Annotated in this window: 18 protein-coding genes; 13 read left to right on the top strand and 5 right to left on the bottom strand. The window is 52.2% G+C overall.

The window, feature by feature from the left end:
- The first annotated feature begins 40 nt into the window (after positions 1-40).
- Positions 41-1,060, top strand: a complete 1,020-nt coding sequence (locus D6024_RS00840; RefSeq protein WP_121352272.1) for a lytic transglycosylase domain-containing protein — start codon at positions 41-43, stop codon at positions 1,058-1,060.
- Between the two features lie 192 nt (positions 1,061-1,252).
- On the opposite strand, the gene D6024_RS00835 is transcribed toward D6024_RS00840, so the two are convergent.
- The 3 genes from D6024_RS00835 to D6024_RS00825 form a co-directional block, all read right to left on the bottom strand.
- Entirely contained in the window at positions 1,253-2,533 is a 1,281-nt protein-coding gene (locus D6024_RS00835) for an anthranilate synthase component I family protein (RefSeq protein ID WP_121352271.1), read from the bottom strand.
- Positions 2,534-2,539: 6 nt separating this feature from the next.
- Complete coding sequence (locus D6024_RS00830) at positions 2,540-2,926, bottom strand: hypothetical protein (protein WP_121352269.1); 387 nt, start codon at positions 2,924-2,926, stop codon at positions 2,540-2,542.
- A gap of 74 nt (positions 2,927-3,000) precedes the next feature.
- Positions 3,001-4,263: an adenylosuccinate synthase gene (locus D6024_RS00825; protein WP_121352267.1), complete on the bottom strand. Its 1,263-nt coding sequence runs from the start codon at positions 4,261-4,263 to the stop codon at positions 3,001-3,003.
- A gap of 263 nt (positions 4,264-4,526) precedes the next feature.
- Between D6024_RS00825 and guaA the strand changes: the two genes are divergently transcribed.
- From guaA to D6024_RS00800, 5 genes are all read left to right on the top strand, one after another.
- Entirely contained in the window at positions 4,527-6,080 is a 1,554-nt protein-coding gene (gene guaA, locus D6024_RS00820) for a glutamine-hydrolyzing GMP synthase (protein ID WP_121352266.1), read from the top strand.
- A gap of 131 nt (positions 6,081-6,211) precedes the next feature.
- Positions 6,212-7,369 (top strand): ABC transporter substrate-binding protein, encoded by a 1,158-nt coding sequence (locus D6024_RS00815; RefSeq protein WP_121352264.1) that lies wholly within the window; start codon positions 6,212-6,214, stop codon positions 7,367-7,369.
- A gap of 57 nt (positions 7,370-7,426) precedes the next feature.
- On the top strand, positions 7,427-7,843 hold the full coding sequence (locus D6024_RS00810) for a four helix bundle protein (RefSeq protein WP_121352262.1): 417 nt from the start codon (positions 7,427-7,429) through the stop codon (positions 7,841-7,843).
- An 80-nt stretch (positions 7,844-7,923) separates the two neighbouring features.
- On the top strand, positions 7,924-8,964 hold the full coding sequence (locus D6024_RS00805) for a ligase-associated DNA damage response exonuclease (protein WP_121352261.1): 1,041 nt from the start codon (positions 7,924-7,926) through the stop codon (positions 8,962-8,964).
- Positions 8,965-9,008: 44 nt separating this feature from the next.
- Entirely contained in the window at positions 9,009-10,610 is a 1,602-nt protein-coding gene (locus D6024_RS00800; protein WP_121352259.1) for an ATP-dependent DNA ligase, read from the top strand.
- Positions 10,611-10,626: 16 nt separating this feature from the next.
- Here D6024_RS00800 and D6024_RS26475 read toward each other — a convergent pair whose 3' ends face one another.
- A complete protein-coding gene (locus D6024_RS26475) occupies positions 10,627-11,187 on the bottom strand; it encodes a hypothetical protein (RefSeq protein WP_162944451.1) in 561 nt (186 codons plus the stop codon).
- Between the two features lie 560 nt (positions 11,188-11,747).
- Here D6024_RS26475 and D6024_RS00790 point away from each other — a divergent pair.
- The 7 genes from D6024_RS00790 to D6024_RS00765 all read left to right on the top strand — a co-directional run bounded on the left by D6024_RS00790 (position 11,748) and on the right by D6024_RS00765 (position 21,909).
- The gene (locus tag D6024_RS00790) at positions 11,748-13,928 is read left to right on the top strand and encodes a beta strand repeat-containing protein (RefSeq protein WP_162944450.1); all 2,181 of its coding nucleotides are present in this window, start codon (positions 11,748-11,750) and stop codon (positions 13,926-13,928) included.
- The gene (locus tag D6024_RS26470) at positions 13,861-14,157 is read left to right on the top strand and encodes an MBG domain-containing protein (RefSeq protein WP_162944546.1); all 297 of its coding nucleotides are present in this window, start codon (positions 13,861-13,863) and stop codon (positions 14,155-14,157) included. The genes D6024_RS00790 and D6024_RS26470 overlap by 68 nt, the downstream gene beginning before the upstream one ends.
- A gap of 4 nt (positions 14,158-14,161) precedes the next feature.
- Entirely contained in the window at positions 14,162-15,604 is a 1,443-nt protein-coding gene (locus D6024_RS00785; protein ID WP_240409902.1) for an MBG domain-containing protein, read from the top strand.
- Between the two features lie 260 nt (positions 15,605-15,864).
- On the top strand, positions 15,865-17,016 hold the full coding sequence (locus D6024_RS00780; protein WP_121352251.1) for a hypothetical protein: 1,152 nt from the start codon (positions 15,865-15,867) through the stop codon (positions 17,014-17,016).
- 477 nt (positions 17,017-17,493) lie between these two features.
- The gene (locus D6024_RS00775) at positions 17,494-20,211 is read left to right on the top strand and encodes a ligase-associated DNA damage response DEXH box helicase (protein WP_121352250.1); all 2,718 of its coding nucleotides are present in this window, start codon (positions 17,494-17,496) and stop codon (positions 20,209-20,211) included.
- A 127-nt stretch (positions 20,212-20,338) separates the two neighbouring features.
- Positions 20,339-20,986, top strand: coding sequence for a ligase-associated DNA damage response endonuclease PdeM (gene pdeM / locus D6024_RS00770; RefSeq protein WP_121352248.1), 648 nt, complete (start codon positions 20,339-20,341; stop codon positions 20,984-20,986).
- Complete coding sequence (locus D6024_RS00765) at positions 20,986-21,909, top strand: histone deacetylase family protein (protein WP_240409901.1); 924 nt, start codon at positions 20,986-20,988, stop codon at positions 21,907-21,909. Before pdeM ends, D6024_RS00765 begins: the two co-directional genes overlap by 1 nt.
- Positions 21,910-21,975: 66 nt before the next feature.
- Here the strand turns inward: D6024_RS00765 and D6024_RS00760 are convergent, their stop codons facing one another.
- Positions 21,976-24,486 carry a DUF5916 domain-containing protein gene (locus tag D6024_RS00760; RefSeq protein WP_121352245.1) on the bottom strand — a complete coding sequence of 837 codons (2,511 nt, stop codon included), beginning with the start codon at positions 24,484-24,486 and terminating at the stop codon, positions 21,976-21,978.
- Between the last annotated feature and the right edge of the window lie 40 nt (positions 24,487-24,526).

Genomic DNA, 24,526 nt, shown 5'->3' with positions numbered 1-24,526 from the left:
CCCGTGCGATTTGGTTCACCCTCTAAAACACATTTTTGTGATGAACAAACTTTTATTGTTGGCTACCATCCTCGTCAGTTTTCTTTTGAAGGATTATGCAGCCGCTACCCCGATGGGACGAGCAACCGAAACCGACACCACTGACACAGAGCTTTTGAAAGTTGACCCCAAAGCAGGCTTTAAAGATCTTTTTGATGCTTCCTCATCAACAAGTGATTTCAGCCTTGGCAAATTGAACCCCAAAGCTGTCGCGTTTATCCAGGATTACATGGAAGACGAAGGCGACAACCTGGCCGCGTTGAAAATTTCCGGTAAGCGTTATTTCAACATCATCGAAGCCGCTCTCACGAAACGAAACCTGCCAACCGAGCTCAAATACCTGGCAGTGATCGAATCCGATTTGAAGTCAAGCGCCACGTCCGTAAAAGGAGCCGGTGGTCCCTGGCAACTGATGCCCGAAACGGCCCGCGACCTTGGCCTTCGCGTCAACGGAAGAATCGATGAGCGCCGCGACTATTTCAAGAGCACCTATGCCGCTGCCCGCTACCTGGCCTATCTGTACGACCTGTACGAAGACTGGCTGCTGGTGATTGCCGCTTACAACGGTGGTCCCGGCAAAGTGAACACCGCCATCAAACGCAGCGGCAGCCGTAATTTCTGGGACCTGCAGAACTACCTGCCGGCGGAATCCCGCAGTCATGTGAAAAAGTTCATTGCCACGCACTACATCATGGAAGGCGAAGGCGGACTGACCACGCTGACGAAGGACGAGACCACGAAGCTTCTCAACGGATATGCGGCAGCTCCCGCTGTATCCACTGATGGCTCCATGGCGATGCAGAACATTTCGGGTAAGTACTATTCAAAAGCGATTGCCCAGGTGCTGCAAATGAACCCGTCCGAGTTCAATAAACTGAACCCGAATTTCGACAGGCAGCTTTCAGCCCATGGCAATTACGACCTGCGACTGCCGAATGACAAAATGGAGCAGTTCAGGCAAAACAAAATCCAGATCCTGCAGCAGTCTGTTGGCATGTTGCTGGGTACCATCAAAGGATAAGATTCGTTCAACCAAAAAAGTGCTGACCGGTTTTCCGTCAGCACTTTTTTTATGGAGAAAACCAGGAAAAAATGCAAAACGGAACGGTGATGCTTTAGCCCGTTTTTGTCCTGGCCATGCAGGAGGAGGAAGGCAGGTTAAGGAGGAAGAGTTTGTGTATTCGTAAACCGTTCGTCTGCGCCTGTAAAAGCCTTACAGGGAAAGCACCTTTTTTATCGCTTCGGCTTTCAGCATGCACTCCTCCCATTCTTTTTCAGCCTCGCTGTAGAACGTAATGCCCGAGCCGACCTGGTAGGAAAGGTGTTGTGTTGCCTTGTTGTAAAAAATACTCCGGATAACGACATTGAAATCAAAATCACCGTTTGGCGCCTTGTAGCCCACCGAGCCGGAAAAAAGCCCCCTGCCAGTTTGCTCGTAGGCATCAATCAGTTTCATCACGTTGCGCTTTGGTGCGCCGGTCATGGAGCCCATCGGGAAAAGGGCTTCGAGGATTTGCGAAAAGGAAGTATTGTCTTCTACCTCGCCACTGATGGTCGAGATCAGCTGGTGCACCTGCGGGAACGAATAAACACCGAACAACTCGTCCACTTTCACCGAAGCAGGTTTGCAGATCCGGGTCAGGTCGTTGCGTACCAGGTCAACCACCATCACGTTCTCGGCCCTTTCCTTTTGACTCAGGCGCAGGCTATCCCGCAATTGTTCATCATGTGCCGGGTCCTGCACATCGCGTTTCACCGTGCCTTTGATCGGTTGCGAAAGAAGGTGCGCACCTTTCCGGGCAAGAAACCGTTCGGGGCTGGCACAAAGAAGATAGCGGCCGTTGAGCCGGTAGAAGGCGGAAAAAGGATTGGGCGAAACCCTCATCAGGTTGTGAAAAACGGCAAACGGGTCCAGGGAAACACCGTCTGCAAAAAAAGCCTGGCAGAAATTGATCTCGTAGCAATCGCCGCGAAGAATATGTTGCTGCAGCGATTGGATTTTTTGCACATAGGCTTCTTTGGAAAGAACGGGTTTCACTTCAAACGAATCCATCTGTGCAGCATCGATCGCCCCGGGCTGTTGCACCAGGCTGGCATAAACGGCCGATGGGTCTTCGGCATGGATCGTCAAACAATCCCCGCTGATGGCCAGCACCACCTGCGGCGAAAACAGGAAGTAGGGCGGAAAGCCGATCCTGTCTTCTTTGTGCGAGACCAGGTGATGCAAGGTGTTTTTCAATTCGTAGGAGAGGTGTCCGAACAGCCACTGTTCCTGGTCGAAAAAACGGTCGGCTTCGCGGATGTCTGTTCCTTCCATCCACTCCCGTACGCCGGCGGCTACCAGGCATTCGGCTTCATGGGGTGGCGCCAGGCGGTATTGCTGGTTGTCCAAAAAACAAAAAGTGCCGAACGGGCGGAGCCAGTTCAGCACTTTTTTCTTCAGGCCTGAAAGATCAGCAACGGGAAAGGTGCAGCATTTCAGGGTTGTATGCATTCAAAATCAATAATCGTCTTCCTCGTCGTCAAAGCCACCGCCGCCGGTGAAAGGATCCATGTCGCTGAAATCCTCTTCTTCTTCGATCTTGAAATCCTCATCCTCCTCTTCTTCGGCTTTGCCTTTTCCTTTCTTTGACTTGGGGACGTCAAATTCTTCGAAATCCGGGTCCCAGTTGTCGTCATCTTCTTCCTCGCCATCGAAATCATCGTCGTCATCCTCATCATCGGCAGATTTGCCTTTCCCGCCCTTGGCCGGGGCAACATCTTCCTCATCAAAATCATCACTTTCGTCTTCTGCTGCCTTCTTGGGTGAGCGGCCTTTGGCCTGCGCCAGTAATGTGTCGATCAAACTTGTTCCGGAGGTGATTTCCTCTACCAGTATTTCTGCCATAACTATTTCGATTAGCGGTGTAAAATTTGCGTAAGGAATTTAATCCGCCAAATTTTCTAAAATTTTTTTTCTGCTTAGATTTTGATCAGTTGATCGCGACCGGGACCGTTGGAAATATAGGTTACGTCGCAAGGCAACGACTGGTTCAGGAAAGCAACATAGGCCTTCATTTCAGCAGGTAAATCGGCCGGGTCCTTGATGAACGAACTGTCCGTATTCCAGCCTTTGAAGGATTGGTACACCGGCTCAATTTTGCTGTGTGTCATCTGGAACGGAATTTCATTCGTTGGCTTGCCATCGATCTGGTACGACGTGCACACCTGCAGTTCTTCAAACGCATCCAGTACATCGGCTTTGGTCATCACGATCTGCGTACAGCCATTGAGCATGCAGGCATAGTGCAGGGCAACAAGGTCCATCCATCCGCAGCGGCGCGGACGGCCGGTCGTGGCGCCAAATTCGTTGCCCACCTTGCGCAGCTTTTCGCCGGTTTCGTCTTCCAGTTCGGTGGGGAACGGACCGCCGCCCACACGGGTGCAGTAGGCTTTGCTTACGCCAATCACCTCCCTGATCTTTTGCGGCGCTACACCCAGGCCATTGCATACGCCGGCCGAAATGGTATTGCTCGACGTCACAAACGGGAAGGTGCCAAAATCAATATCCAGCATGCTGCCCTGTGCGCCTTCGGCCAGCACTTTTTTGCCTTCGCCGATTTTGTTGTTGAGAAAATATTCGCCGTTGACGATATTCAGGGATTTCAAAAATTCAATGGCGTCGAAAAATTCTTCTTCCCACACCGAGATGTCCTCGTTGAAGTTGAAGTTGTCCAGGAGGGTCTGGTGCTTCAGGCGCAGCTTGATGTACTGCTGGGTGAAGCTTTTGTGCAGCAGGTCGCCCACACGCAGGCCGTTGCGGCCGGTCTTGTCCATATAGGCCGGCCCGATGCCTTTCAGTGTCGAACCGATTTTGGATTCTCCCTTCGCGAGTTCGGCCGCCTTGTCCAGTGCCCTGTGGGTAGGAAGGATCAGGTGCGTACGTTCCGAGATAAAGAGATTTTTTTTCAGGTCGATCCCGAAGGCGGCCACTTTCTCCGCTTCCTTCAGCAGGGTCACGGGATCCAGTACCACGCCGTTTCCGATCAGGTTTACGGTTTGTTCGTGAAACACACCGGAAGGGATCTGGTGCAGCACAATTTTTTTATCGCCGACATACAGCGTATGCCCGGCGTTGGGCCCACCCTGGAAGCGGGCTATAATGTCGTATTGCGAAGCAAAATAATCAACGATTTTTCCTTTGCCTTCATCGCCCCATTGCAGGCCTAAAATAACATCTACCATAGAAGTTTTATTCGGCCGCAAATATACGCATCCCCCTGTCCCCTCGAAGGGGAGACTTGGATTGGAGAGTCTTTTTTTCTTTGCAGCCTTTCTTTGAGACAATCTAGCCGGTAGCCTGGCCGCTGCAGAACCTTCACGCAAAATGTTTGCTTTTGTGCAAAGAGTTCCTTTCTGCGACCCAATGCTGTAATGAATGTTCGCGTTTAAAGCAAAATCGATGTCTCTCCTTCGAGGGGACAGGGGGAGCCTTATCTTTGCACCGCATGACGGAAAAAATCATCATCCTCGACTTTGGTTCGCAATACACCCAACTCATTGCCCGTGCCGTTAGAGAAGCGAATGTGTACTGCGAAATCCTTCCTTTCAGTAAAAAAATTCAACACGACCCTTCCATCAAAGGCATTATTTTATCGGGCTCGCCGTTTTCGGTGAACGATCCCAACGCACCGGAAGTGAATGTGACAGAACTGATAGAGCAAACCCCCGTACTGGGCGTTTGCTATGGCGCCCAGCTGACCGCAAAGCAGTTCGGCGGCAGGGTGGAGCGAAGCAGCAAACGGGAGTACGGCCGCGCTATCCTGCACCCGCAACAGGAAGACAGCCTGCTGAAAGGACTGACCCCCGCCTCGCAGGTCTGGATGAGCCATGGTGATTCCATTCTCGAGCTCCCCGCCGGCTTTGAAGTGCTGGCAACAACAGACTCCATTCCTGTTGCCGCCTTTCGGATGATTCCTGCAAACGAGGAGTCTCCCTCAACCCCAAACCCCCTCTACGGCCTGCAATTCCACCCGGAAGTATACCATTCCATTGAAGGCAAAAAGATCCTGCGCAACTTTTTGGTGAACATCTGCGGGTGCAGCCAGGACTGGACGCCGGCACACTTTATTACCGATACGGTGGAAGCCCTGAAAAAGAAGATCGGTAACGAGCAGGTGGTGATGGCCATCAGCGGCGGTGTAGACTCCACCGTTGCGGCTACCCTGATCAGCCGCGCCATCGGCGACAACCTGCACTGCATTTTCGTAGACAACGGCGTGCTGCGCAAAGACGAATTTGAAACCGTGCTGGCTACCTACAAACAACTAGGCCTAAACGTAAAAGGCATCGACGCCAAAAAAGAATTTTACAAAAAGCTGAAAGGCAAAACCGACCCGGAGAAAAAGCGCAAAGCCATCGGCAAACTGTTTATCGATATTTTTCAGCAGGAAGCCAAAAGCATCAAAGGGGTTTCGCTGCTCGGACAGGGCACCATCTATCCCGATGTGATCGAAAGCGTATCGGTGCATGGTCCGTCGGTCACCATCAAGTCGCACCACAACGTGGGTGGACTTCCGAAAAAAATGCATTTGGGCCTGGTGGAGCCGCTTCGCTTTTTATTTAAAGATGAAGTAAGAAAAGTTGGCCTGGAATTGGGTATTCCCGAAGACCTGATCGCACGTCATCCCTTCCCCGGGCCCGGGTTAGCCATCCGCATCCTCGGCGAAGTGACGGAAGAAAAAGTGCACCTCCTGCAGCAGGCCGATGACATTTATGTTAAAGCCCTGAAGGCGCACAAGCTGTATGCAACGGTTTGGCAGGCCGGTGCTATCTTACTCCCGGTACGCAGTGTGGGTGTGATGGGCGATGAGCGGACCTACGAGTTTACCGTGGCGTTGCGGGCCGTGACCAGTGTGGATGGCATGACGGCCGACTGGGCGCACCTGCCGTATGATTTCCTGGCCCATGTTTCCAACGACATCATCAACTCGGTCAGGGGCATCAACCGCGTGGTGTACGACATCAGCAGCAAGCCGCCGGCCACCATCGAGTGGGAATAAACCGCACCGGCCTTCTCCAAAATAGAAGGGTTCCGCTTCCTTCTCCTTCGGGTGAAGGTGGCCATCGGCCGGATGGGTCCGGGAGGGAGTGTCTACGCACAGCGCCTTGTTTTACGGATTAAATGCTTTGAATGAAAAAACTTTTCCTTCTACTCGCTTTGTTCACGATTGGGGCAGCGTCTTTTCAGGCCGGTGCCCAGCGACGCAAGCTGGCTATTTTTGCCCCGCTTTACCTGGACTCTGCATTTACATATACAGGTGAGTACCGGTTCAGCAAAACCTTTCCCAAGTTTTTAAATCCCGGTGCGGAGTTTTACCAGGGTGTTCAGCTGGCGCTTGATTCCCTGAAAAAAAGAGGGGCGCCGCTGGAAGTGTTTGTGTTCGATACAAAAGCAAGAGGGTCATCGATACCACAGCAAATGCGCAGTGCCGAACTGTCTAACGTGGAAATGGTGATCGCCCAATCCAATCCCTTCGAAACACGGCAACTGGCCGACATCGCACTGGCAAAAAAAATCCCTTTCCTTTCAGCTACCCTGCCCAACGATGCCAGTGTGACCAACAATCCGTATTTCGTGGTGCTCAACACCACCTTGCAGGGACACATTGAAGGACTCTACCGGATGCTGCAAAAAAGCTATAGCCTCGACCGCATCATTCTCTTTCGCAAAAGCGGGCAGCAGGAAGACGCAATCAAGACACACTTCGTGGAGTTTGGCCGGACAACATCTTCGGTGCCGCTGAACATCCGCATGGTGGACATCGGTGAAAACTTTACGCCGCAAATGCTGGCGGCACAAATGGACAGCACCCGCCGCAACGTGGTGATCGCCGGCAGCATGGACGAAGACTTTGGTGTGGCGCTGGCCAAAAACCTGTCGCAGCTAAGCAAGTATCCCACAACGCTGATTGGCATGCCTACCTGGGACAATTTTAATTTCAACCGGCCCGAGTTCAAATCCCTCGACATTATTTATTCCACACCGTTTTTCTACAACCGCCTGACGCCGCTGGAAAGCCGGCTGGCCAGCAATTTCGAAAAGCAGATCGGCAGCCGCCCCACCGATTATTTTTTCCGTGGCTACGAGGTCACCATGCGCTTTGCCCTGCTGCTGCTCGACGCCAAAAAAGACGTGGCCTCCAGCCTCGTGCAAAAAGGAAATTACGTCTTCACCCGCTTCGACATACAGCCTGTGTTCAAAGACAAAAAGAACATGACGCTGGATTACTTCGAGAACAAGAACATCAATTTCGTCCGGGTCACTGGCGGCTTCAAAAGGCTTATGTAGGGTGGAGTTCACGAGTTCACAAGTTGTTTTTTCCTTCCGGCAGTTTATCTTTTAAGCATGGCTGCTTTCAAAAAGTTTGAAGAAATCATTGCCTGGCAAAAAGCAAGGTACCTGAACAAAAGAGTGGGCGGGTTTATCGATTCTGGGCGCTTTAAAAGCAATTACCGCCTGATCAACCAAATAGAAGGATCGGCAGGCTCCATAATGGACAACATTGCTGAAGGCTTTGAACGAAGCGGCAATAAAGAATTACTTCAGTTTTTATATATAGCAAAGGGATCCTGTGGTGAATTCCGGTCGCAGTTGTACCGGGCACTGGACCGCCAATACATTTCGCAGAATGAATTTGACGAATTGTATGAACTCGCACGACAAGTGATCGTCATGCTGCAAAAGCTGATTGGCTACCTTGAAACTTCTGTTTACAAAGGCTCAAAGTACAAAAACAGGGACGAAGGCAACGCTCTAACTTGAGAACTCCAACTCGTGAACCTGTGAACCCGTGAACTCGTGAACTGTTCCTCTGCTGGCATGTTTATCGCATAAACACCCGCATGCCGCTGATTGAATTTTCCGACAAAGGTTTGTATTGCCCGGCCGGCGATTTTTACATCGATCCCTGGCAGGGTGTGGACCGTGCCGTCATCACGCATGCACACAGCGACCATGCCCGCTGGGGAAGTAAATCCTACCTCTGTCACCGCGACTCGCAGCCCCTGCTGCAGCAGCGCCTGGGTCCCAATCACTACCAACCGGTCGGCTGGAACGAGCCGCTGTACCTGAACGGTGTCCGGCTTACGTTTTTCCCCGCAGGGCACATCATCGGCTCTTCGCAGATCCGGGTCGAACACAATGGCGAAATCTGGGTGGTGAGCGGCGATTACAAACTGGAGAACGATGGCATCAGCGGCGCCTTTGAGCCGGTGAAGTGCCACAACTTCATTACCGAGTCAACCTTTGGCCTGCCCATTTACAAGTGGAAGCCGCAGCAGGAAATTTACAGCGGCATCAAAGCCTGGATTCAGCGCAACCAGGCCGCGGGCAAATCATCCATCCTCATCGCCTACAGCCTGGGCAAAGCGCAGCGCCTGTTGCAGCCGCTGTCGGAAGTGACGGAAAAGATTTTTGTGCACGGTGCCGTGTACAACCTGCACATGGCCCTGGTGAATGCCGGCTGGAAACTGCCGCCGGTCGAAAAAGTAACACCCGACACACCGAAGGCCGAACTGAAAGGCGCCGTGGTCATTACTCCCGGCAGCGCGGAAGGCACACCCTGGCTGCGGCGCTTTGCGCCCTACGAAATTGGCGTGTGCAGCGGCTGGATGCAGGTGCGGGGTGCGGTGCGGCGGCGCAATGCCGATGCCGGTTTTATCCTGAGCGATCATGCCGATTGGGACGGCCTGCTCACGGCCTGCAAAGCCACCGAAGCCGAATGCGTGTATGCAACGCATGGCTTCCAGGCGGCCTTTAGCCGCTACCTCCGGGAGAACGGCATCCAGGCCCGGGAAGTCAAAACCGAGTACGGCGACGACGAAGAGGAGGGGAATAGCAGAACAGATGAACAAGGAATAGCGAATGATGAAGGAAATGTGTAGGGAAAACAATCTCAAATCATCAACGTCAAATTTCAAATGAAATCATGCGGCAATTTGCAGAATTGGTAACGCAGGTTGGCAGCAGTACAAAGACCAACGACAAGCTGGATGCGCTGGTGGCCTACTTTTCCTCGGCTGTGGATGAAAAGGACAAAGTGTGGGTGATAGCCCTTTTTAGCGGCCGGCGGCCGAAACGGGCAGTGAACACCACGCAACTGGCCACCTACGCCATTGAAGTGGCGGGGCTTCCGTTCTGGTTGTTCGAGGAAAGCTATCATACCGTGGGCGACCTGGCGGAGACCATTGCGCTGCTGCTGCCCGAATCCGCGCCGGAGCAGCAACATGCAGAACCCCTGCACGACTACATCGAAGGGCTGATCGGTCTTGACAAAGAAAGCGAAGAGGTCAAAAAAGGCTTTATCCTCGAAAGCTGGCGGGGCATGAACAGGGCGGAGCAATTTGTTTTCAACAAACTCATAACCGGCGGCTTTCGCATTGGTGTTTCGCAGAGCGTAATGGTGAATGCGCTGGCCAAAGTGCTCCAGTTGGAGTCGTCCGTCATTGCGCACCGGATCAGCGGGCAGTGGGACCCGGCCCTCATTTCGTTTGAGGAACTGTTGGGCGAGCACGCCGTCACTTCTGACAACTCCAAGCCCTACCCGTTTTACCTGGCCTATGCCATTGAAGACGATCTTTCCACGCTGGGCGATCCGCACGACTGGCAGGCCGAATGGAAATGGGACGGCATCCGCGGGCAGATCATCAAACGGGGCGGCGAACTCTTTGTCTGGAGCAGGGGCGAGGGGCTGATGACCGAAAAGTTCCCGGAGTACCACGCCTTACAAACGATCTTACCCGACGGCCTGGTGCTGGACGGTGAGATCATTCCCGCGGTGGATGGCAAACCGCTGGCCTTTGCCCTTTTACAAACCCGCATCGGCCGGAAGAACGTCACCAAAAAACAACTCCAGGAAGCGCCAATTGCCTTTTTTGCCTACGACCTCCTGGAATACGAAGGCGAGGACTGGCGGGGCCGGCCGCTCACGGAGCGGCGGGCCAGGCTCGAGGAAATTGTCAAAAGCCTCCATCACCCCACGCTGCTCCTTTCCGACATCGTGCCCTTTACTTCCTGGGAAGACCTGGCCCGCCTGCGGGAACAGTCGAGGGAAATGGGCGCCGAGGGCTTCATGCTGAAAAAAAAGTCCTCCACCTACCAGGTGGGCCGCAAACGCGGCGACTGGTGGAAGTGGAAGATCGACCCGCTGGTGATTGATGCCGTGATGATCTACGCCCAGAAAGGGGCGGGGCGAAGGAGCGGCTTGTATACCGACTACACCTTTGCCGTTCGCGACGGCGACAAGCTGGTGCCCTTCACCAAAGCCTATTCCGGCCTCACCGACAAGGAGTTTGCGCAGGTGGATGCCTTTGTCAAAAGGAATTCGCTGGAAAAATTTGGCCCGGTGCGAACGGTGAAGCCCGAGCTTGTTTTCGAAATTGCTTTTGAGGGCATTGCCGCCAGCAGCCGCCACAAAAGCGGCGTGGCCCTGCGCTTTCCCCGCATGAGCCGCTGGCGCCGGGACAAAAAGCCGGAGGAGATCAACACCCTGGAAGACCTGAAAAAGATGCTCGAGGTGTATGGTAAATAAGAAACAGCATCAATTTTCAAGAAGGCAACTGCCAATGTTTTGCCACAATACCTGCTCCTTCTTCCCTGGTAGCTTTGCGCCGGATGAAAGATTTTTTTGATAAAAGATTTGTTTCTGCAAAGCCGCCGACTATATTTGTCTGCTCATCCAGCTCCTCCCGAAAAATCACTCCACAACGACGATCCGATCCCTTGAAGTCTTTCAGGCAACAGCACTGATTGCGCAAACCACCCCTTACACATCGATAAAACCATGCAGTCGGACGACCCGGCAGCCGATACGTTTTCTTAGACTTGAAAATGCCATATCGGAAACAGAGAAGAAATGAGGGCCACTCCTTTTTAGAAACACGAAACGCATTTAAAGAAGGGCAGTTCCCGTCAGAAACACCAGGTCCCATCCTTTGAACCACCGGCGCCCCAGCGCTTTTTGCTAACTGCCAATTCCTCCCTGTAGAGCCAAACACCGGTCGCAAGGCCACTCGAAACACAAAACTGCAAAAGATGTTGTTATCCGTCTGCCCTGAAACAATTCCTGCCGGTTGGCCGAACAGCCTATTCCCGGTAGGATTTGGCATTTGTAAGATGCCGGTTCTGGTGATAGCGGCGAAGGTTGGAAGATTGATTTCGCTCAGCAGTACTGCAGCGTTCGTCGATAAAAAGAGGCCGTTTCACCGGCAAAAGACATGGATACATATAAAAGGAAGGACTAACATGAGGAAGGTAGTGGATATTCGTTCTTTCTCTACGGGTTTTTCCCTACCGTCTGTTCCACCCCTTGAAAATCCAAGATTGCCGTTTTCGTCTTTGTTCTCCGGAACCAACCGACTACTGCCAGCACTCCCCTGTGAAGCCACCAAACAGTTTGACTACTAATTGCGCCTATATGCACCAAACTTTACGCAGCATTTTGACTTGCTTTCGAGCCCATTTCTTTCCCGCAAGTTCCGCACAAGGGGAAGAGGGCAGACCGAAACCCGGTACCATTCAACCGCAAAACATTTCGCGTACAAATAAACCGTGGCCCAAAGCCACTTCTGTTGTTTACCTAAACCGCCAGACTATGTATTCAGTTTTACCCTTCCGCCAACTCCGCAGTGAGAGAACGATTTCCGTGCGCCTGGGCTTAATGGCTCTGATGCTTTTCGCCTTTTTCTTTGGTGGCGTGCAAAAGTTGCATGCGCAGTATAAAGAAAATGTGGGTCCGGCCACGGTAATAACCGACAAGCCGGACTATGCGCCGCGGTCAAACGCTGTTTTCACCGGTGCTGGTTTCCAGCCGGGGGAAACGGTTGCGCTGAGGGTAAAAAATCTCTTTCGGGCCTGTAATACGGTAACGGCGGATTCGTCTTATCAGCCGTGGACGGTGGTTGCAGATGCAAATGGTGGATTTGTGACGAATTGGTTGGTCTGCGATTGCCTTGGGGATTCTTTGCGTTTACGAGCAGTAGGGCAAACATCACACGATACGGCTTATGCATACTTTTCAGATGCTGCAGTCACAATAACACCAGCTTCTGGAGGGGGAAATATTTCAGCTGACAATGTTGGTGGTGCTTGGACGACACTCACTGGGCCCGTACTGACTGAAGCAACGACAGGGGACATCGGTCTTGGCCCTTCGAATAATCCTGGAACAATTATACTTACAGTTCCATCTGGTTTCGTTTTTGATGTTACGAGCGGACCTTCGGGGCCAGCACCAACCGTAAAAGTTAACGGCGATGCCAGCAACGCAAGTAAAAATATTAATGGTGTCGCCAATGGTGGAACTATTCCGGTTTCCGTAGGCCCGACCACATTGACTATTACAATAAACGCTAAAAGTAACGGTAGCACTCCAAATGTCTTAACATTTCAGGATATCAGAGTCCGCCCAACTTCAGCAACCGCTCCATTGGCATCAGGAAATATCGAAAGAAAGAGTGGTGCAGCTGGTGGAACGTCAAGTTATTCCACAATACCAGCGTCAAATCCTAACTATGGTACATTGACAGAGGTGGCCGGAGCGGCGACTAAACTTGCATTTGGACAACAGCCCTCCAATGCTGTGGCAACTACTGCCATAACACCTGCTGTCACAATACGTGTGCTTGATGCGAACGGTAATTTGGTAACAACAGATAATAGCACGCAAGTAAGTGTTGCTATAGGTACAAATCCGAGCGCTGGAACGTTATCAGGCACTACAACGGCCAATGTATCTGGAGGTACTGCTACATTTAGCAATTTGTCAATTAATAATTCCGGAACTGGATATACTTTGTCGGCTACAAGTACCCCATCACTCACAGGAGTTACATCAAACTCTTTTAACATAACTGCTGGTACCCCTACTAAAATAGTTGTAAGTAATATTGGAACACAAATAGCCGGAGCAGGATTCAGTGTGACAGTTACGGCGCAAGACGCCTCAGGCAACCCATCTAATGTAACAAGTGCAACCGGTATCAGCCTTTCTAAGACAACTGGTACGGGTACTTTAGGAGGAACTCTTACAGGCACGATTGCCAATGGTACATCAAGTATAACAATCACTGGTGTGACTTATACAAAGGCTGAGACAGGAGTAAGTATCACAGCAGCCAGAACCACTGGAATGACTTTGACCTCAGGTACCAGTAATTTATTTACTGTTGAACCAGGGGTTCTAAATAATTTTCTAGTTCAATCATCTTCTGGTAGTAATATAGGTACGCAGACAGTTGCTTCGCCATTTGATATAAAGATAACGGCAAGAGATGCGAATAATAATATAGTGAATAGTGGGCCAAACGTCTTTACAGGTACAGCCGCAATTACTTCTTCCGGCACATTAAGTACTGGTGGAGGGAATACTTCAAATTTTATTGCCGGCGTTCTTGCTGCTCATAGTGTCTCTTTTGCAAATGCAGGCAATTTTACCATCACTGCAACAAATGGCGCTGTGAATGGGATTAGTAATACGTTTACTGTTCTCCCGGCAAATACAACCACGACCATTGACGCAGCAACAGCAACATATGGAGATGCAGTTGTTAATTTGGTCGCCCATGTTAGTCCAAATGCAGCAACGGGAAATGTAGATTTCTATGTGGATGGTGCCAAGGTTGGAACTTCTCCTCTGTCAGTTGGTACAGCTACCTATAGTTATTCAATAACTGGTTTGAGTGCTGGTTACCATTCATTGCAGGCAAAATACCTGGGTTCTAATGGTTATGCAATAAGTGAAAGTGATAATAATCCAGAAACGACGCCAAGGCTTTTATTAAATAAGAAGGCGGACCTACGGGCAGACGGTAACGTTTGCCGGCACAGAGTTCACCCCACATGCGGGTGACCTGGTGAACGGCGATGCGGTAGCCAGTGTCACGCTGGTGTCCAGCGGTGCTGCGGCTACAGCGGCCAAAGGGTCGTATGACATCACTGCAAGTGCGGCCACCGGTACAGGGCTGGGCAACTACGACATCACGTATGCGAAGGGCACCCTGACAGTAGATGCGAAGGCGCTGGACCTACGGGCAGACGGTAACGTTTGCCGGCACAGAGTTCACCCCACATGCGGGTGACCTGGTGAACGGCGATGCGGTAGCCAGTGTCACGCTGGTGTCCAGCGGTGCTGCGGCTACAGCGGCGGTGGGCAGCTATCCGATTGTAGCCTCTGCTGCAACAGGTACTGGTCTTTCTAACTATAGCATTACGTACAAAAACGGGATACTAACCATTAACAAGGCCACCCTGATAGTGACCGCAGATAATAAGGAAAAGTATTGTGGACAGAACAATCCTACACTTACAGGAAAGATCACTGGCCAACAGAATGGAGAGATGTTTACTGATACATATACAACTATTGTAGGTCAAAATACATCTTCTGGTAATTATCCTATTGTCCCTGCTGTAACTGGTGCCACAATTGACAATTATAACGTTGTGCCAGTTGATGGTATTCTAACTGTTAAGCCAATTAATAGCATCGATGTGTCTGGCAGCGGTAACACATTTGCCTTGGGTACACCTGCATCTTTGAGCGCATTGATTTTGCCTGCGGTAGCCGGTGTTAATCTCACATTCACGTTAACTACTAACACCGGTACGACATCGACCTATACTGCTGTAACAGATGCGAGCGGAATAGCAAAAACTACTACTCCGATAACTGGCTTAGCTTTGGGCCTTTACAAAGTGACAGCGACAACAGCGTCGGGTTGTGCAACTTCAATTGCTGCATCATATATGACAGTATACGATCCAAATGCAGGCTTCGTTACAGGTGGTGGTTGGATCAATTCTCCGGCAGGTGCTTATGTTGCCGACAAAACTTTGACTGGAAAAGCAAACTTTGGCTTCAATGCGCAGTACAAGAAGGGTAGTAACGCAGTTGACGGTAATACGGAATTTCAGTTTAACGCTGGTAATCTGAACTTCAAGAGCTCGAGTTATGTTGCGGGAACGCTGGTAATTGCAGGTGCAAAAGCAATCTTCCAGGGCTCGGGTACAATCAATGGTACAGGTAACTACAACTTTATGATTTCTGCAATTGACGGATCAATTAGCGGTGGCGGTGGTGTTGATAAATTCCGTATCAAGATTTGGAATCCAGTAACAGGTACAATTGTTTACGATAACCAATTAACAAATACGGATAACAATGCCGATCCGATTACAGTTCTGGGTGGTGGTTCTATTGTTATTCATCAGGCGAATTCAGCCAAACCTGTTGCACCAACTGTAAGAGCGACACAAGTGGACCTAACGCCAGTTTCGAAACTCGGACTGCAGGCTTATCCCAACCCGGCTATCTCCCAGTTTACCGTCAAACTAACTGGCACCAATACAACAGATGCCATTACAATGATCGTGTACAACCAGATGGGCCAGGTGCTCGAAGTAAAACGCAACCTCGTCTCCGGTCAAACGGTTCAGATAGGGGCGTCGTACAAGCAGGGAACCTACTTTGTCGAAGTGATCCAGGGCGATAAACGCGAACGACTGCAGGTCGTCAAAACCAACTAAGCTTTATTGTTAGTAAGAAAAACACAAGGTGGCCTTTGGGCCACCTTTTTTGTTTTGGGAGGCTGCCGATAGCCTGTCTTTATTGAGCACTTCGGGTATTTTTCAGCGATACTTGCAAAACCAGGAAAAGCAGTTTACCTTGCGGCCCGGCTATCATCCCATCCTCTGAATGAATGCAGGGTCAACGCATTCCTGGAAACCGGAAGACCATCCTCTGAAATTCCGCACATTCATTTTTAATCAAAAACAAACCGTCTCTCATGAAAACAATGCGCTCCGGCATACTTGCCACGCTGCTCTTTTGCGGCTTTCTTTCCTGTAAAAAAGATATGAGTTCCAATGAGGACCTTTCCCAGGCGAAGGCTCCTTCGGTTACAACCACACAAGCAGTTGATGGCATCGTGCAAAGCACCTGCCCCACCTGCGTCGCCAATTTTACGCCCCAAACGGAAACGTTGGCATCCAATGCGGTCCTGAAACTGGAAGCCGGTGTATTAACCGCTGCCGGAACGACCGTCACCACCATTCCAACAACGGTCGAACGCTATACCGTCGGCAACGTAAACGTCACGGTTAGCCACGATGCCCAAAACGTGTATTTCACGCTGGAACGCAACAACAGCACCGGCCTGTTTGGCAACATCCGCTTTTATTCACCGGCTGTGATTCCCATCGTCGACAATGGCCCGGGCAGATTTGGTTTTGCAACAGAGGTCAAAAAGATCCAGGTGATCCGTTCCCGGGAAGCCCTGCCCGCCTGTTCCGAAATCAGCTTTTCCTTTATGGTGAAAGGCGGTGGCAACCCAACGGTTGCCGGCGAAGTAACAACCACCGAAGCCCTGAAATACGTGTTGCGTGACATCTGCCCGGTAAAAACCTGCACGATCGCAGCCGGCGACTACCGTACCCAAACCCGCGGCTACTGGCGCAACAACAACGGCCAGGCTTTCGTAACGGCACATCCCGGCCTGCTTCCCCTAACCATCGGTGACGGCAACAATACCCAAAGCTTTGCCGATGCGGCTTCTGTCAAGACCTTCCTGGAATCCGGTATAGCCAACGGCACCCCGGGTGTATTGCCCAACGGTGGCACCCTGGCCGCTCAGGTCTTGACCCTTGCCATCAACCTGAAGGCCGACGAGCAGGTCGCCACCTTTGGTGCGGCCGATGGCAAACTGGCCAACCTGGTGGTGAACATCGACGACGCCGACATCACTGCGCATCAGGGTTGGGCCGCCCTGAAGTCCTGGAATGGCAAATCGGTGCAGGAAATCTTTGCCCTCGCACAAAAAGTGCTGGGTGGCACATCCACAGCCTACAGCCCCAGCCAGATGAACGACGTGGTAACAGCCATCAATGAAAACTTCGACAACGGTTCCGTGAATAACGGTTTCCTGGGTTGCGGTCAATAAGAATTTTTTCATCCGTCCCTAACTGGAAAAGACCCGGCTACTGCCGGGTCTTTTTTTAGTCCGCACAAACGTGCTTCAACACTATTCATCAACCTTCAATCGTTTCCGCCATGGCCGATACGACTGTCTTTTCTTGTAAGAAATCGGCTCTCCCTGCCTACTCATAAAATGGCCATCCCCTCCCCGGAGGAGAGCAATGGATAAATGACCGAACCAAAAAGAACCCAGGAATGGTTCCTGCAGCCAACAAACCTTTCGGTAAGCCGGTTCAGGACGAAGCAACCGAACGGTATAGCCATAGCAGAATTTATTCTCTCACCTGTACAGCTATTTTAGGACGAGAGAAGATGAGACAGAAAGCATGGATGATGTATAGATAAAGCATGGATAGTGCATGAAAAAGGCGTTGGCAATTCAGCTTCCTGTTTCCCTGGTTTCCCGGAACCTGCCAGGCAATCCCGTTGTAGATTTACGCGGATGAAGGACCTGAAGAAATCGAAAGGGTACGCGGTGGTACGGGACTGGCTCGCCACCAGGGGATACAAACCCTTTGCCTACCAGGAAGAAGCCTGGCGGCATATCTGCAACGGCGAAAGCGGTTTGGTGAATGCGCCGACGGGAACGGGCAAGACCTTCTCCGTGTTTTTGGGCGCCGTGATTCAGTTCATTAACCTGCATCCAAAGACCTACCAATCCAAAGCGAAAAATGGCCTGCAGCTGATTTGGATCACTCCCCTGCGAGCACTGGCCAAGGACATTGGCCGGGCCATGGAAGAAGTGCTTTTTGAACTGGACATGCGCTGGCAGGTGGGGATTAGGAATGGTGACACCTCCACGGCCGACCGGGCAAAGCAAAAGCGGCAGATGCCCGAAGTCCTCATCATTACCCCCGAAAGCCTTCACCTACTGCTCACCCAAAAAGGCTATGCGGATCTCTTCCGCACGCTGAAGATCATTGCGGCCGACGAGTGGCACGAACTGGTTGGCAGCAAACGGGGCGTGCAGGTAGAACTGGCCCTCAGCCGGATTGTTGGTTGTCGGGCCGCCGCACCTTCCAGGGAAGATGTGGCCGATGCACAACCCATACCCGGCGGAAAATCCAAAAAGAAAAATGCTTCGTCGAAAAGCGAGGATAGTGAGATGGCCACTCCCCCCTTGGGGGGCAGGGAGGCTTTGTCCATTTGGGGGATCTCGGCAACGATCGGCAACCTGGAACAAGCAAAAGACGTCCTGCTGGCACCACTGAAATTGCTGAAAGTGGAGTCGCCGCAAAGCGGGCCTTCGCAACCAGGCCACTCGCCCCTTGGAGGGCAGGAGGGCTTTCCCCCGGAGGGCCGGGGTGAGGTGGGAACCATCGTTCGGGCCAAGCTGCACAAACAACTGGAAATCCTTTCCGTGCTGCCCGATGAAATCGAAAAATATCCCTGGGCCGGTCACCTGGGCATCAAGCTCGCCGCGAAGATCCTGCCCATCCTGGAAGAAAGCCGCACAACGCTGATCTTCATCAACACCCGCGGCATGAGTGAACTGTGGTACCAAACCCTGCTCACCATCGCCCCGCACCTGGCCGGTGCCCTGGCCCTGCACCACGGCAGCATCGAAAAGGAGCTGCGAACCTGGGTGGAAGAAGCCCTCCACGAGGGCAAGCTTAAAGCGGTTGTCTGCACGGCCAGCCTGGACCTGGGCGTTGATTTCCGGCCTGTCGAAACGGTCATCCAGGTTGGCTCGCCCAAAGGTGTTGCCCGCTTTCTGCAACGGGCAGGCCGGAGCGGCCACAGTCCCGAGGCCATCAGCCGCATTTATTTTTTACCCACCCATTCACTGGAGCTGATCGAAGCCGCGGCCCTCAAGTCGGCGATCGGCGAACAGTTCATCGAAAGCCGCGAGCCCCTGCTGCTTTGTTACGACGTGCTGGTGCAATACCTCTGCACCCTGGCTTGTTCCGATGGCTTTATTCCCTCCGTCATTTTTGAAGAAGTAAAGGCCACCAATTGTTTTGCCGAACTCACCGAAGACGAATGGAACGAGATGCTCTATTTCATCACCTCCGGCGGCAATGCCCTGCAGCAATACGACGAATACAAAAAAGTGGAGGTGGAGGCCGGCGTGTACAGGATCAACAGCCGCCGCATCGCCATGCGCCACCGCCTGCACATCGGCACCATCGTCAGCGACAACATGATGAAGGTGAAATTCTTGGGCGGCGGCTATGTCGGTGTTATTGAAGAGAGCTTTATCTCGCGGCTGGAGCCGGGGGATGCCTTTACGCTGGCAGGGCGCCATGTAGAGCTGGTCACCATCAAGGAAATGACGGCTTTTGTAAAAAAATCCACCAAGAAAAATGCGCTCATCCCGAGCTGGATGGGTGGCCGCCTGCCCCTGTCGGCCAGCCTGGGAAAAGTGCTGCGGCAGACGGTGGACGATGCGGGGGCCGTAAGGGGTGAATCGTCAAACGGGAAACGGCAAACCCCTGGAAAGATGCCGGTAGAGTTGGAGGTACTGCAGCCGCTGTTCGACCTCCAGCGGCGCCTTTCGCACCTGCCGAAAGAAGCCGAGCTGCTCATCGAGCAGATCGAAACCCGCGACGGCTTTCACCTCTTTGTCTATCCTTTCGAAGGAAGGCTGGTGCACGAAGCCATGGCGGCGCTTCTTGCATATCGCATCTCCCGTATTACGCCCATTACGTTTTCCATTGCCATGAACGATTACGGCTTTGAGCTGCTGAGCGACCAGCCAATCCCCGTCGACGATAGCAATGTGTACGAGCTTTTTTCTCCCGCTAACCTGATTGAAGATATCCAGCGCAGCGTGAATGCAACCGAAATGGCCAAGCGCAAGTTCCGCGACATTGCCGTCATCGGTGGACTGATCTTCCAGGGTTTTCCCGGCGAATACAAAAAAGCAAGACACCTGCAGGCCTCGGCCGGTTTGCTGTTCAACGTGTTCAATGAATACGATGCCGGTAATGTGCTGATCCGCCAGGCCTACCAGGAAGTGTTCGACCAGCAAATGGAAGAAGCACGCCTGCGGGAAATGCTGCAGCGGGTACAGAAATCCAGGATCGTTCTTACCTACCCGGAACGCCTGACCCCGTTTTGCTTTCCCATCAAAGTGGACAGCCTGCGGGAAAACCTGACCTCCGAAAAGTTGGCCGACCGGGTGCGGCGCATGCAGTCCGAACTGGGACGGTTGTGATTTTGGGGAAGCAGAAAACGGCCTGCTACAATGGAACGGCACTGTTTTGTAAAGAAAAACAAAAGAATCCCGGGGCTGCCCTACATCCCATTGATCCCGGTTCAAAGACGGTAATTTTGCAGCCCTCATGCAAGCACCTTTACGCCATCAATTACAGGGGCAAACGCTCTGGCTTTCGGCCCAGCGCTCCTTGTTTTGGGAAGAAGAAAAAGCCCTCGTGGTGTCCGATCTGCATTTTGGCAAGACGGGTCATTTCCGCAAGGCGGGCATTGCTGTTCCGCAGGGCGTGTACAAAGAAGATTTACAGCGGCTGGTGAACCTCCTGCATTATTTCGGGCCTTCGCAACTGATCGTCGTTGGCGATTTTTTTCACAGCCATGCCAATGTTGAACTGGATTGGTTCCGGCGGTGGCGGAACGAATTTTCCTCGCTGGCCATAACGCTGGTAAAAGGCAACCACGATATCCTGAAAGACGATTGGTACCGTGCAGCCGCCATTGAGGTGGTGCATCCCACCCTGGTTGCAAAGCCTTTCCTGTTTGCGCACGACCGTTGCGACACGGCCCCCGGCCTGTATTCGTTTTGCGGGCACATTCATCCCGGTGTGTCCATCCATGGGTTGGGTAAACAAAGCCTTCGGTTTCCGTGTTTTTATTTTGGCCCGGACCATTGCATTTTGCCGGCCTTCAGCAAGTTTACCGGGGCGGTGAGTATGGACAAAGGGCAGGCCGATGCCATTTATGCGATCGTTGAAAACGAACTGATAAAACTGTGATGAACAAAAGCCGGAAGCTGCACATTGCCTTCGATCCGATCTATGCACACCCGTTGCCCGAAGGGCACCGGTTCCCGATGCTGAAATACGAACTCATACCGCAGCAATTGCTTTACGAAGGGGTGATCACCGGCGATGCGCTTTTTTCGCCGCAGCCTTGCAGCGACGCTGTTGTTTTGCTGGCGCATTGCCCGGACTATGTAACGAAACTCAAAGAGCAAACACTTTCCGCACGGGAACAGCGCCGCATTGGCTTTCCGCAGTCGCCGCAATTAACCCTGCGTGAATTCGTCATTACGCAGGGCACCATCGACTGTTGCCGGCATGCGTTGGAAAACGGGGTGGCCCTCAACGTGGCCGGCGGCACGCATCATGCTTTTCGCGACCGGGGCGAAGGCTTTTGCCTGCTCAATGATTTTGCCGTCGCCGCAACAGTTTTACTGCAGCAAAACAGGGCCGGCAAGATCCTCATCATCGATCTTGACGTACACCAGGGAAATGGCACGGCAAAGATCTTCGAACACGAAGAGCGGGTCTTCACCTTCAGCATGCACGGCAAGCATAACTATCCTTTCGTCAAAGAAAAAAGCGACCTCGATGTGGAACTGCCGGATGGATGCACGGACGACATTTACCTGGAGAAACTAGCGGCTATCCTGCCCCGTTTATTGGAAACCGAAAAACCGGACCTGGCTTTTTTCCTCTCGGGTGTGGATGTTTTGGAAACCGACAGGTTTGGCAAACTCAGGGTCACCATGGAGGGCTGCCGGCAGCGCGACAGGCTGGTGTTTTCGCAACTGAAGGCCGCTTCCGTTCCCTGCGTGGTGGCCATGGGCGGCGGGTACTCGCCACAGGTGAAAACCATCGTGGAGGCGCACTGCAACACGTTTAAGGCGGCGAAAGAAATTTTTGACTTGGAGTAATGAGTGGATAGTGAGATGGGGGGATTTCTGCAGACAAGCACGCACAGGAGTGTTTATGTGGTGCCCCTAGCGCTTTTTGCGAAACTGGTTGTAGTCCAGAAAGTAAATCAGCTTGACGGTTAACTCGTTACCGTGCGAGGTCTGGAAAATGTTTTTCAGGTTGCCGAGGTAGCGCGACTGCGAGACAACACCTGTCGGATCGCCAAGCCAGTTCTTGTAGCCTGCAATCACCCGGCTGCCGGGGCGGAAGTCCCAGGTAAAAAAAGCATCCACGTTAAAGAGGTTGTAGTTCTCGTCCTGGTTGGGAAGAAAGGCCCGCGGCACGGGGTGACCATCCTGGTTTACGTTGAAGAAGCTGTGATAACGCACCTGGTTCCAGTAATGTCTTGTGCGAAGGGTCAGGTTCAGCCGCGATGTAAAATTGTAAATGCCGTTCAGTACGGCCGTCGTTTGCAGGTTTCTGCGGTAGCCGATAATAGGCTCGCCATTGGACTCTCTCACAAACGCATAGCCGATCTGGTTTTGTTCGTCTTCCCTGTAAATCGATAGACCCAGCGTAAACCGGTTGCTGAAACGGTAACGGGTACCCAGGTTCACGAGATAGTAATTGCCGTTTTCCACCTCGGCATGCGAAAATCCCAAAATGTAATTGACGAAAAGCTTCTTCCGGCTGTCGCTGCTGCCTTCCGCAGAAACATAATGAAAAGCGGGCTTCACAAGGTAGCGGTTGGGCGTACGCAGTTCAAAATAATCGTGCGATGCAAAGGGCTGCGAGCCGATGTTGAGGGCCACATCCCAGAAGTTCTTAAACACCCAAAAACCCCGGGCATAGGCCTCGTACTGGTCGTAAGCATAGGGCTTGAACATGTTGCTGTAACGGGTGCCGAATGTGTACTGGTAGGAGATAAACCGGTTGGTGGCAGTTAGCTGGTTGTAGCTGCCTTCGGCAATATAACCCACTTTGTTAGGCGCCTGCAGGTAGCCCATGTCGTTGGGGTCGTATTTGCTGGAAACCACGTTTGTCGTAAAAGCAAACCGCAGTTTCCCGCTGACTTTCCCGACAAACAACGAGGTTTTAAAACCGTCGTAGGGTTTTACCAACAACTGGTTGTTGATGCGTGTGGTATCGCCGATCAGGTTGATGCCATACGAAGAATAATCGAAGCTGGGTAAGGCGGAGTAGCCAAAGATCTTGCTGTAACGGCCCGTGAGTTTTACCTGGTACCGGTTGTCGGGAGTAAAAAGGGAAAGATCCAGGCCGGAAACGTTAGCGTCCCTTGCACTTCCGCTGCGCAACACGTTGGTGTTGGTAAACGTAATGGACGAACGTCCTTTCAATGCCTGGTCCAGCACCAGGAGGTTGTAATTGGTCAGCGGTTCTGTTTCAAAGGTCGAGTCCTGCTTCGTATTAGTGTTTTGGACCGTGGCGTACATCGGTGCGGTTACGGCATTGAAAACGCCGATGCCCAGTTTTCCTCTGGTGCGGCCCGACAACTTGACGGCATTGTACAATTGCGTGACCGAGGGGTTTTTGACGGCGGAATAGCCCGGTAATTCCTGGGCCGCGTAGTAGCCGCCCGGGATGGCGCCGATCCTGCGGGAATAAAACAACCCCGATTTTAGAAACAGTTCTGTGCCTTCGGTAAAAAACGGGCGGTTCTCCTGGAACTGCTGCTCGAAAGGAGAGAGGTTGTTCACCAGGTTGTCCGATACCACCTGGCCAAAGTCGGGGATGACCGTGGCATCGAGGGTAAAGCTCTCATTGATGCCGTATTTAACGTCCAAGCCGCCGCTGTGAAGCACGTCTTTTTTCTTTCCAAAATTCTGCGGGTAATAGCGCACACCGCTTGACAGGTAGGGCGAAAGACTCAGGCGCAGGGGCGGCTGGATGTCGTGCAGGTCGGTGAGCTGGCCAAACTGGTTGACAAAGCCATTCTCGGCCGGATTTACAGGGTTCCAATACGATATCTCGTTGTTGCGGCGGGTGTACCGGAGAAATTGAAGGCCCCAGGTTTGAATGTCTTTCCGCGCAAAGCGGAGAGATGAATACGGAATGCGTATTTCAGCAATCCAGCCGTTTTCGGTGATGCTGGTCTGGCTTTGCCACACGGCATCCCACGAGCGGTCGCCGTAATCGCCGTACCCGGTAGTGGCCGTTGCTGCCAGTTTGCTATCGGTTTGCACATTGGCGGGTGTAACCAGGAACTGAAAACCGTTTTGTTTGTCGTTGTATGTGTCGAAAAAAACAGCAAAGCAATCGGCATTTTGCCGCTGCTCGTTGTCCCGCGCTGTCAGTTGTTTTTGAATTTGTCCCGGATTGTCGTAGAGGATGGCGCCAATGTAAACGGCATTGTTGTCGTAAAGCACTTTTACCGAAGACTGAACCAAAGAAGACTGGCCGAAGTTGGGAGAGTTCTGGATGAAGTCTGTTGCCGGCAGGGCTGACTGCCAGGCCGCATCATCCAGCTTCCCGTCGATGACAGGAGGCTGCAGTGTTTTGTATGCGGTTAGTGTTTTCTGCGTTAGCCCTCTATGCGTCAAAAACATGACGACGGCAAGGATCAATCCTCTCAGCATTCATGTCAGCTTTGGCGAAAAACGTAAATATAAAGTTCCT

This window comes from Flavisolibacter nicotianae, assembly GCF_003628535.1.
Lineage (GTDB): Bacteria > Bacteroidota > Bacteroidia > Chitinophagales > Chitinophagaceae > Flavisolibacter > Flavisolibacter nicotianae.
This window is presented reverse-complemented; position numbering and strand designations above follow the sequence as displayed.

Coding starts and splice junctions, on each gene's coding strand:
- D6024_RS00810 (WP_121352262.1), top strand. CDS start 7,427: ATGGCTGCTTTCAAAAAGTTTGAAGAAATCATTGCCTGGCAAAAAGCA.
- D6024_RS00830 (WP_121352269.1), bottom strand. CDS start 2,926: ATGGCAGAAATACTGGTAGAGGAAATCACCTCCGGAACAAGTTTGATC.
- D6024_RS00800 (WP_121352259.1), top strand. CDS start 9,009: ATGCGGCAATTTGCAGAATTGGTAACGCAGGTTGGCAGCAGTACAAAG.
- D6024_RS26475 (WP_162944451.1), bottom strand. CDS start 11,187: ATGCCAAATCCTACCGGGAATAGGCTGTTCGGCCAACCGGCAGGAATT.
- D6024_RS00805 (WP_121352261.1), top strand. CDS start 7,924: ATGCCGCTGATTGAATTTTCCGACAAAGGTTTGTATTGCCCGGCCGGC.
- D6024_RS00835 (WP_121352271.1), bottom strand. CDS start 2,533: ATGCATACAACCCTGAAATGCTGCACCTTTCCCGTTGCTGATCTTTCA.
- D6024_RS00815 (WP_121352264.1), top strand. CDS start 6,212: ATGAAAAAACTTTTCCTTCTACTCGCTTTGTTCACGATTGGGGCAGCG.
- guaA (WP_121352266.1), top strand. CDS start 4,527: ATGACGGAAAAAATCATCATCCTCGACTTTGGTTCGCAATACACCCAA.
- D6024_RS00790 (WP_162944450.1), top strand. CDS start 11,748: ATGCTTTTCGCCTTTTTCTTTGGTGGCGTGCAAAAGTTGCATGCGCAG.
- D6024_RS00825 (WP_121352267.1), bottom strand. CDS start 4,263: ATGGTAGATGTTATTTTAGGCCTGCAATGGGGCGATGAAGGCAAAGGA.
- pdeM (WP_121352248.1), top strand. CDS start 20,339: ATGCAAGCACCTTTACGCCATCAATTACAGGGGCAAACGCTCTGGCTT.
- D6024_RS00775 (WP_121352250.1), top strand. CDS start 17,494: ATGAAGGACCTGAAGAAATCGAAAGGGTACGCGGTGGTACGGGACTGG.
- D6024_RS00840 (WP_121352272.1), top strand. CDS start 41: ATGAACAAACTTTTATTGTTGGCTACCATCCTCGTCAGTTTTCTTTTG.
- D6024_RS00780 (WP_121352251.1), top strand. CDS start 15,865: ATGAAAACAATGCGCTCCGGCATACTTGCCACGCTGCTCTTTTGCGGC.
- D6024_RS00765 (WP_240409901.1), top strand. CDS start 20,986: ATGAACAAAAGCCGGAAGCTGCACATTGCCTTCGATCCGATCTATGCA.
- D6024_RS00760 (WP_121352245.1), bottom strand. CDS start 24,486: ATGCTGAGAGGATTGATCCTTGCCGTCGTCATGTTTTTGACGCATAGA.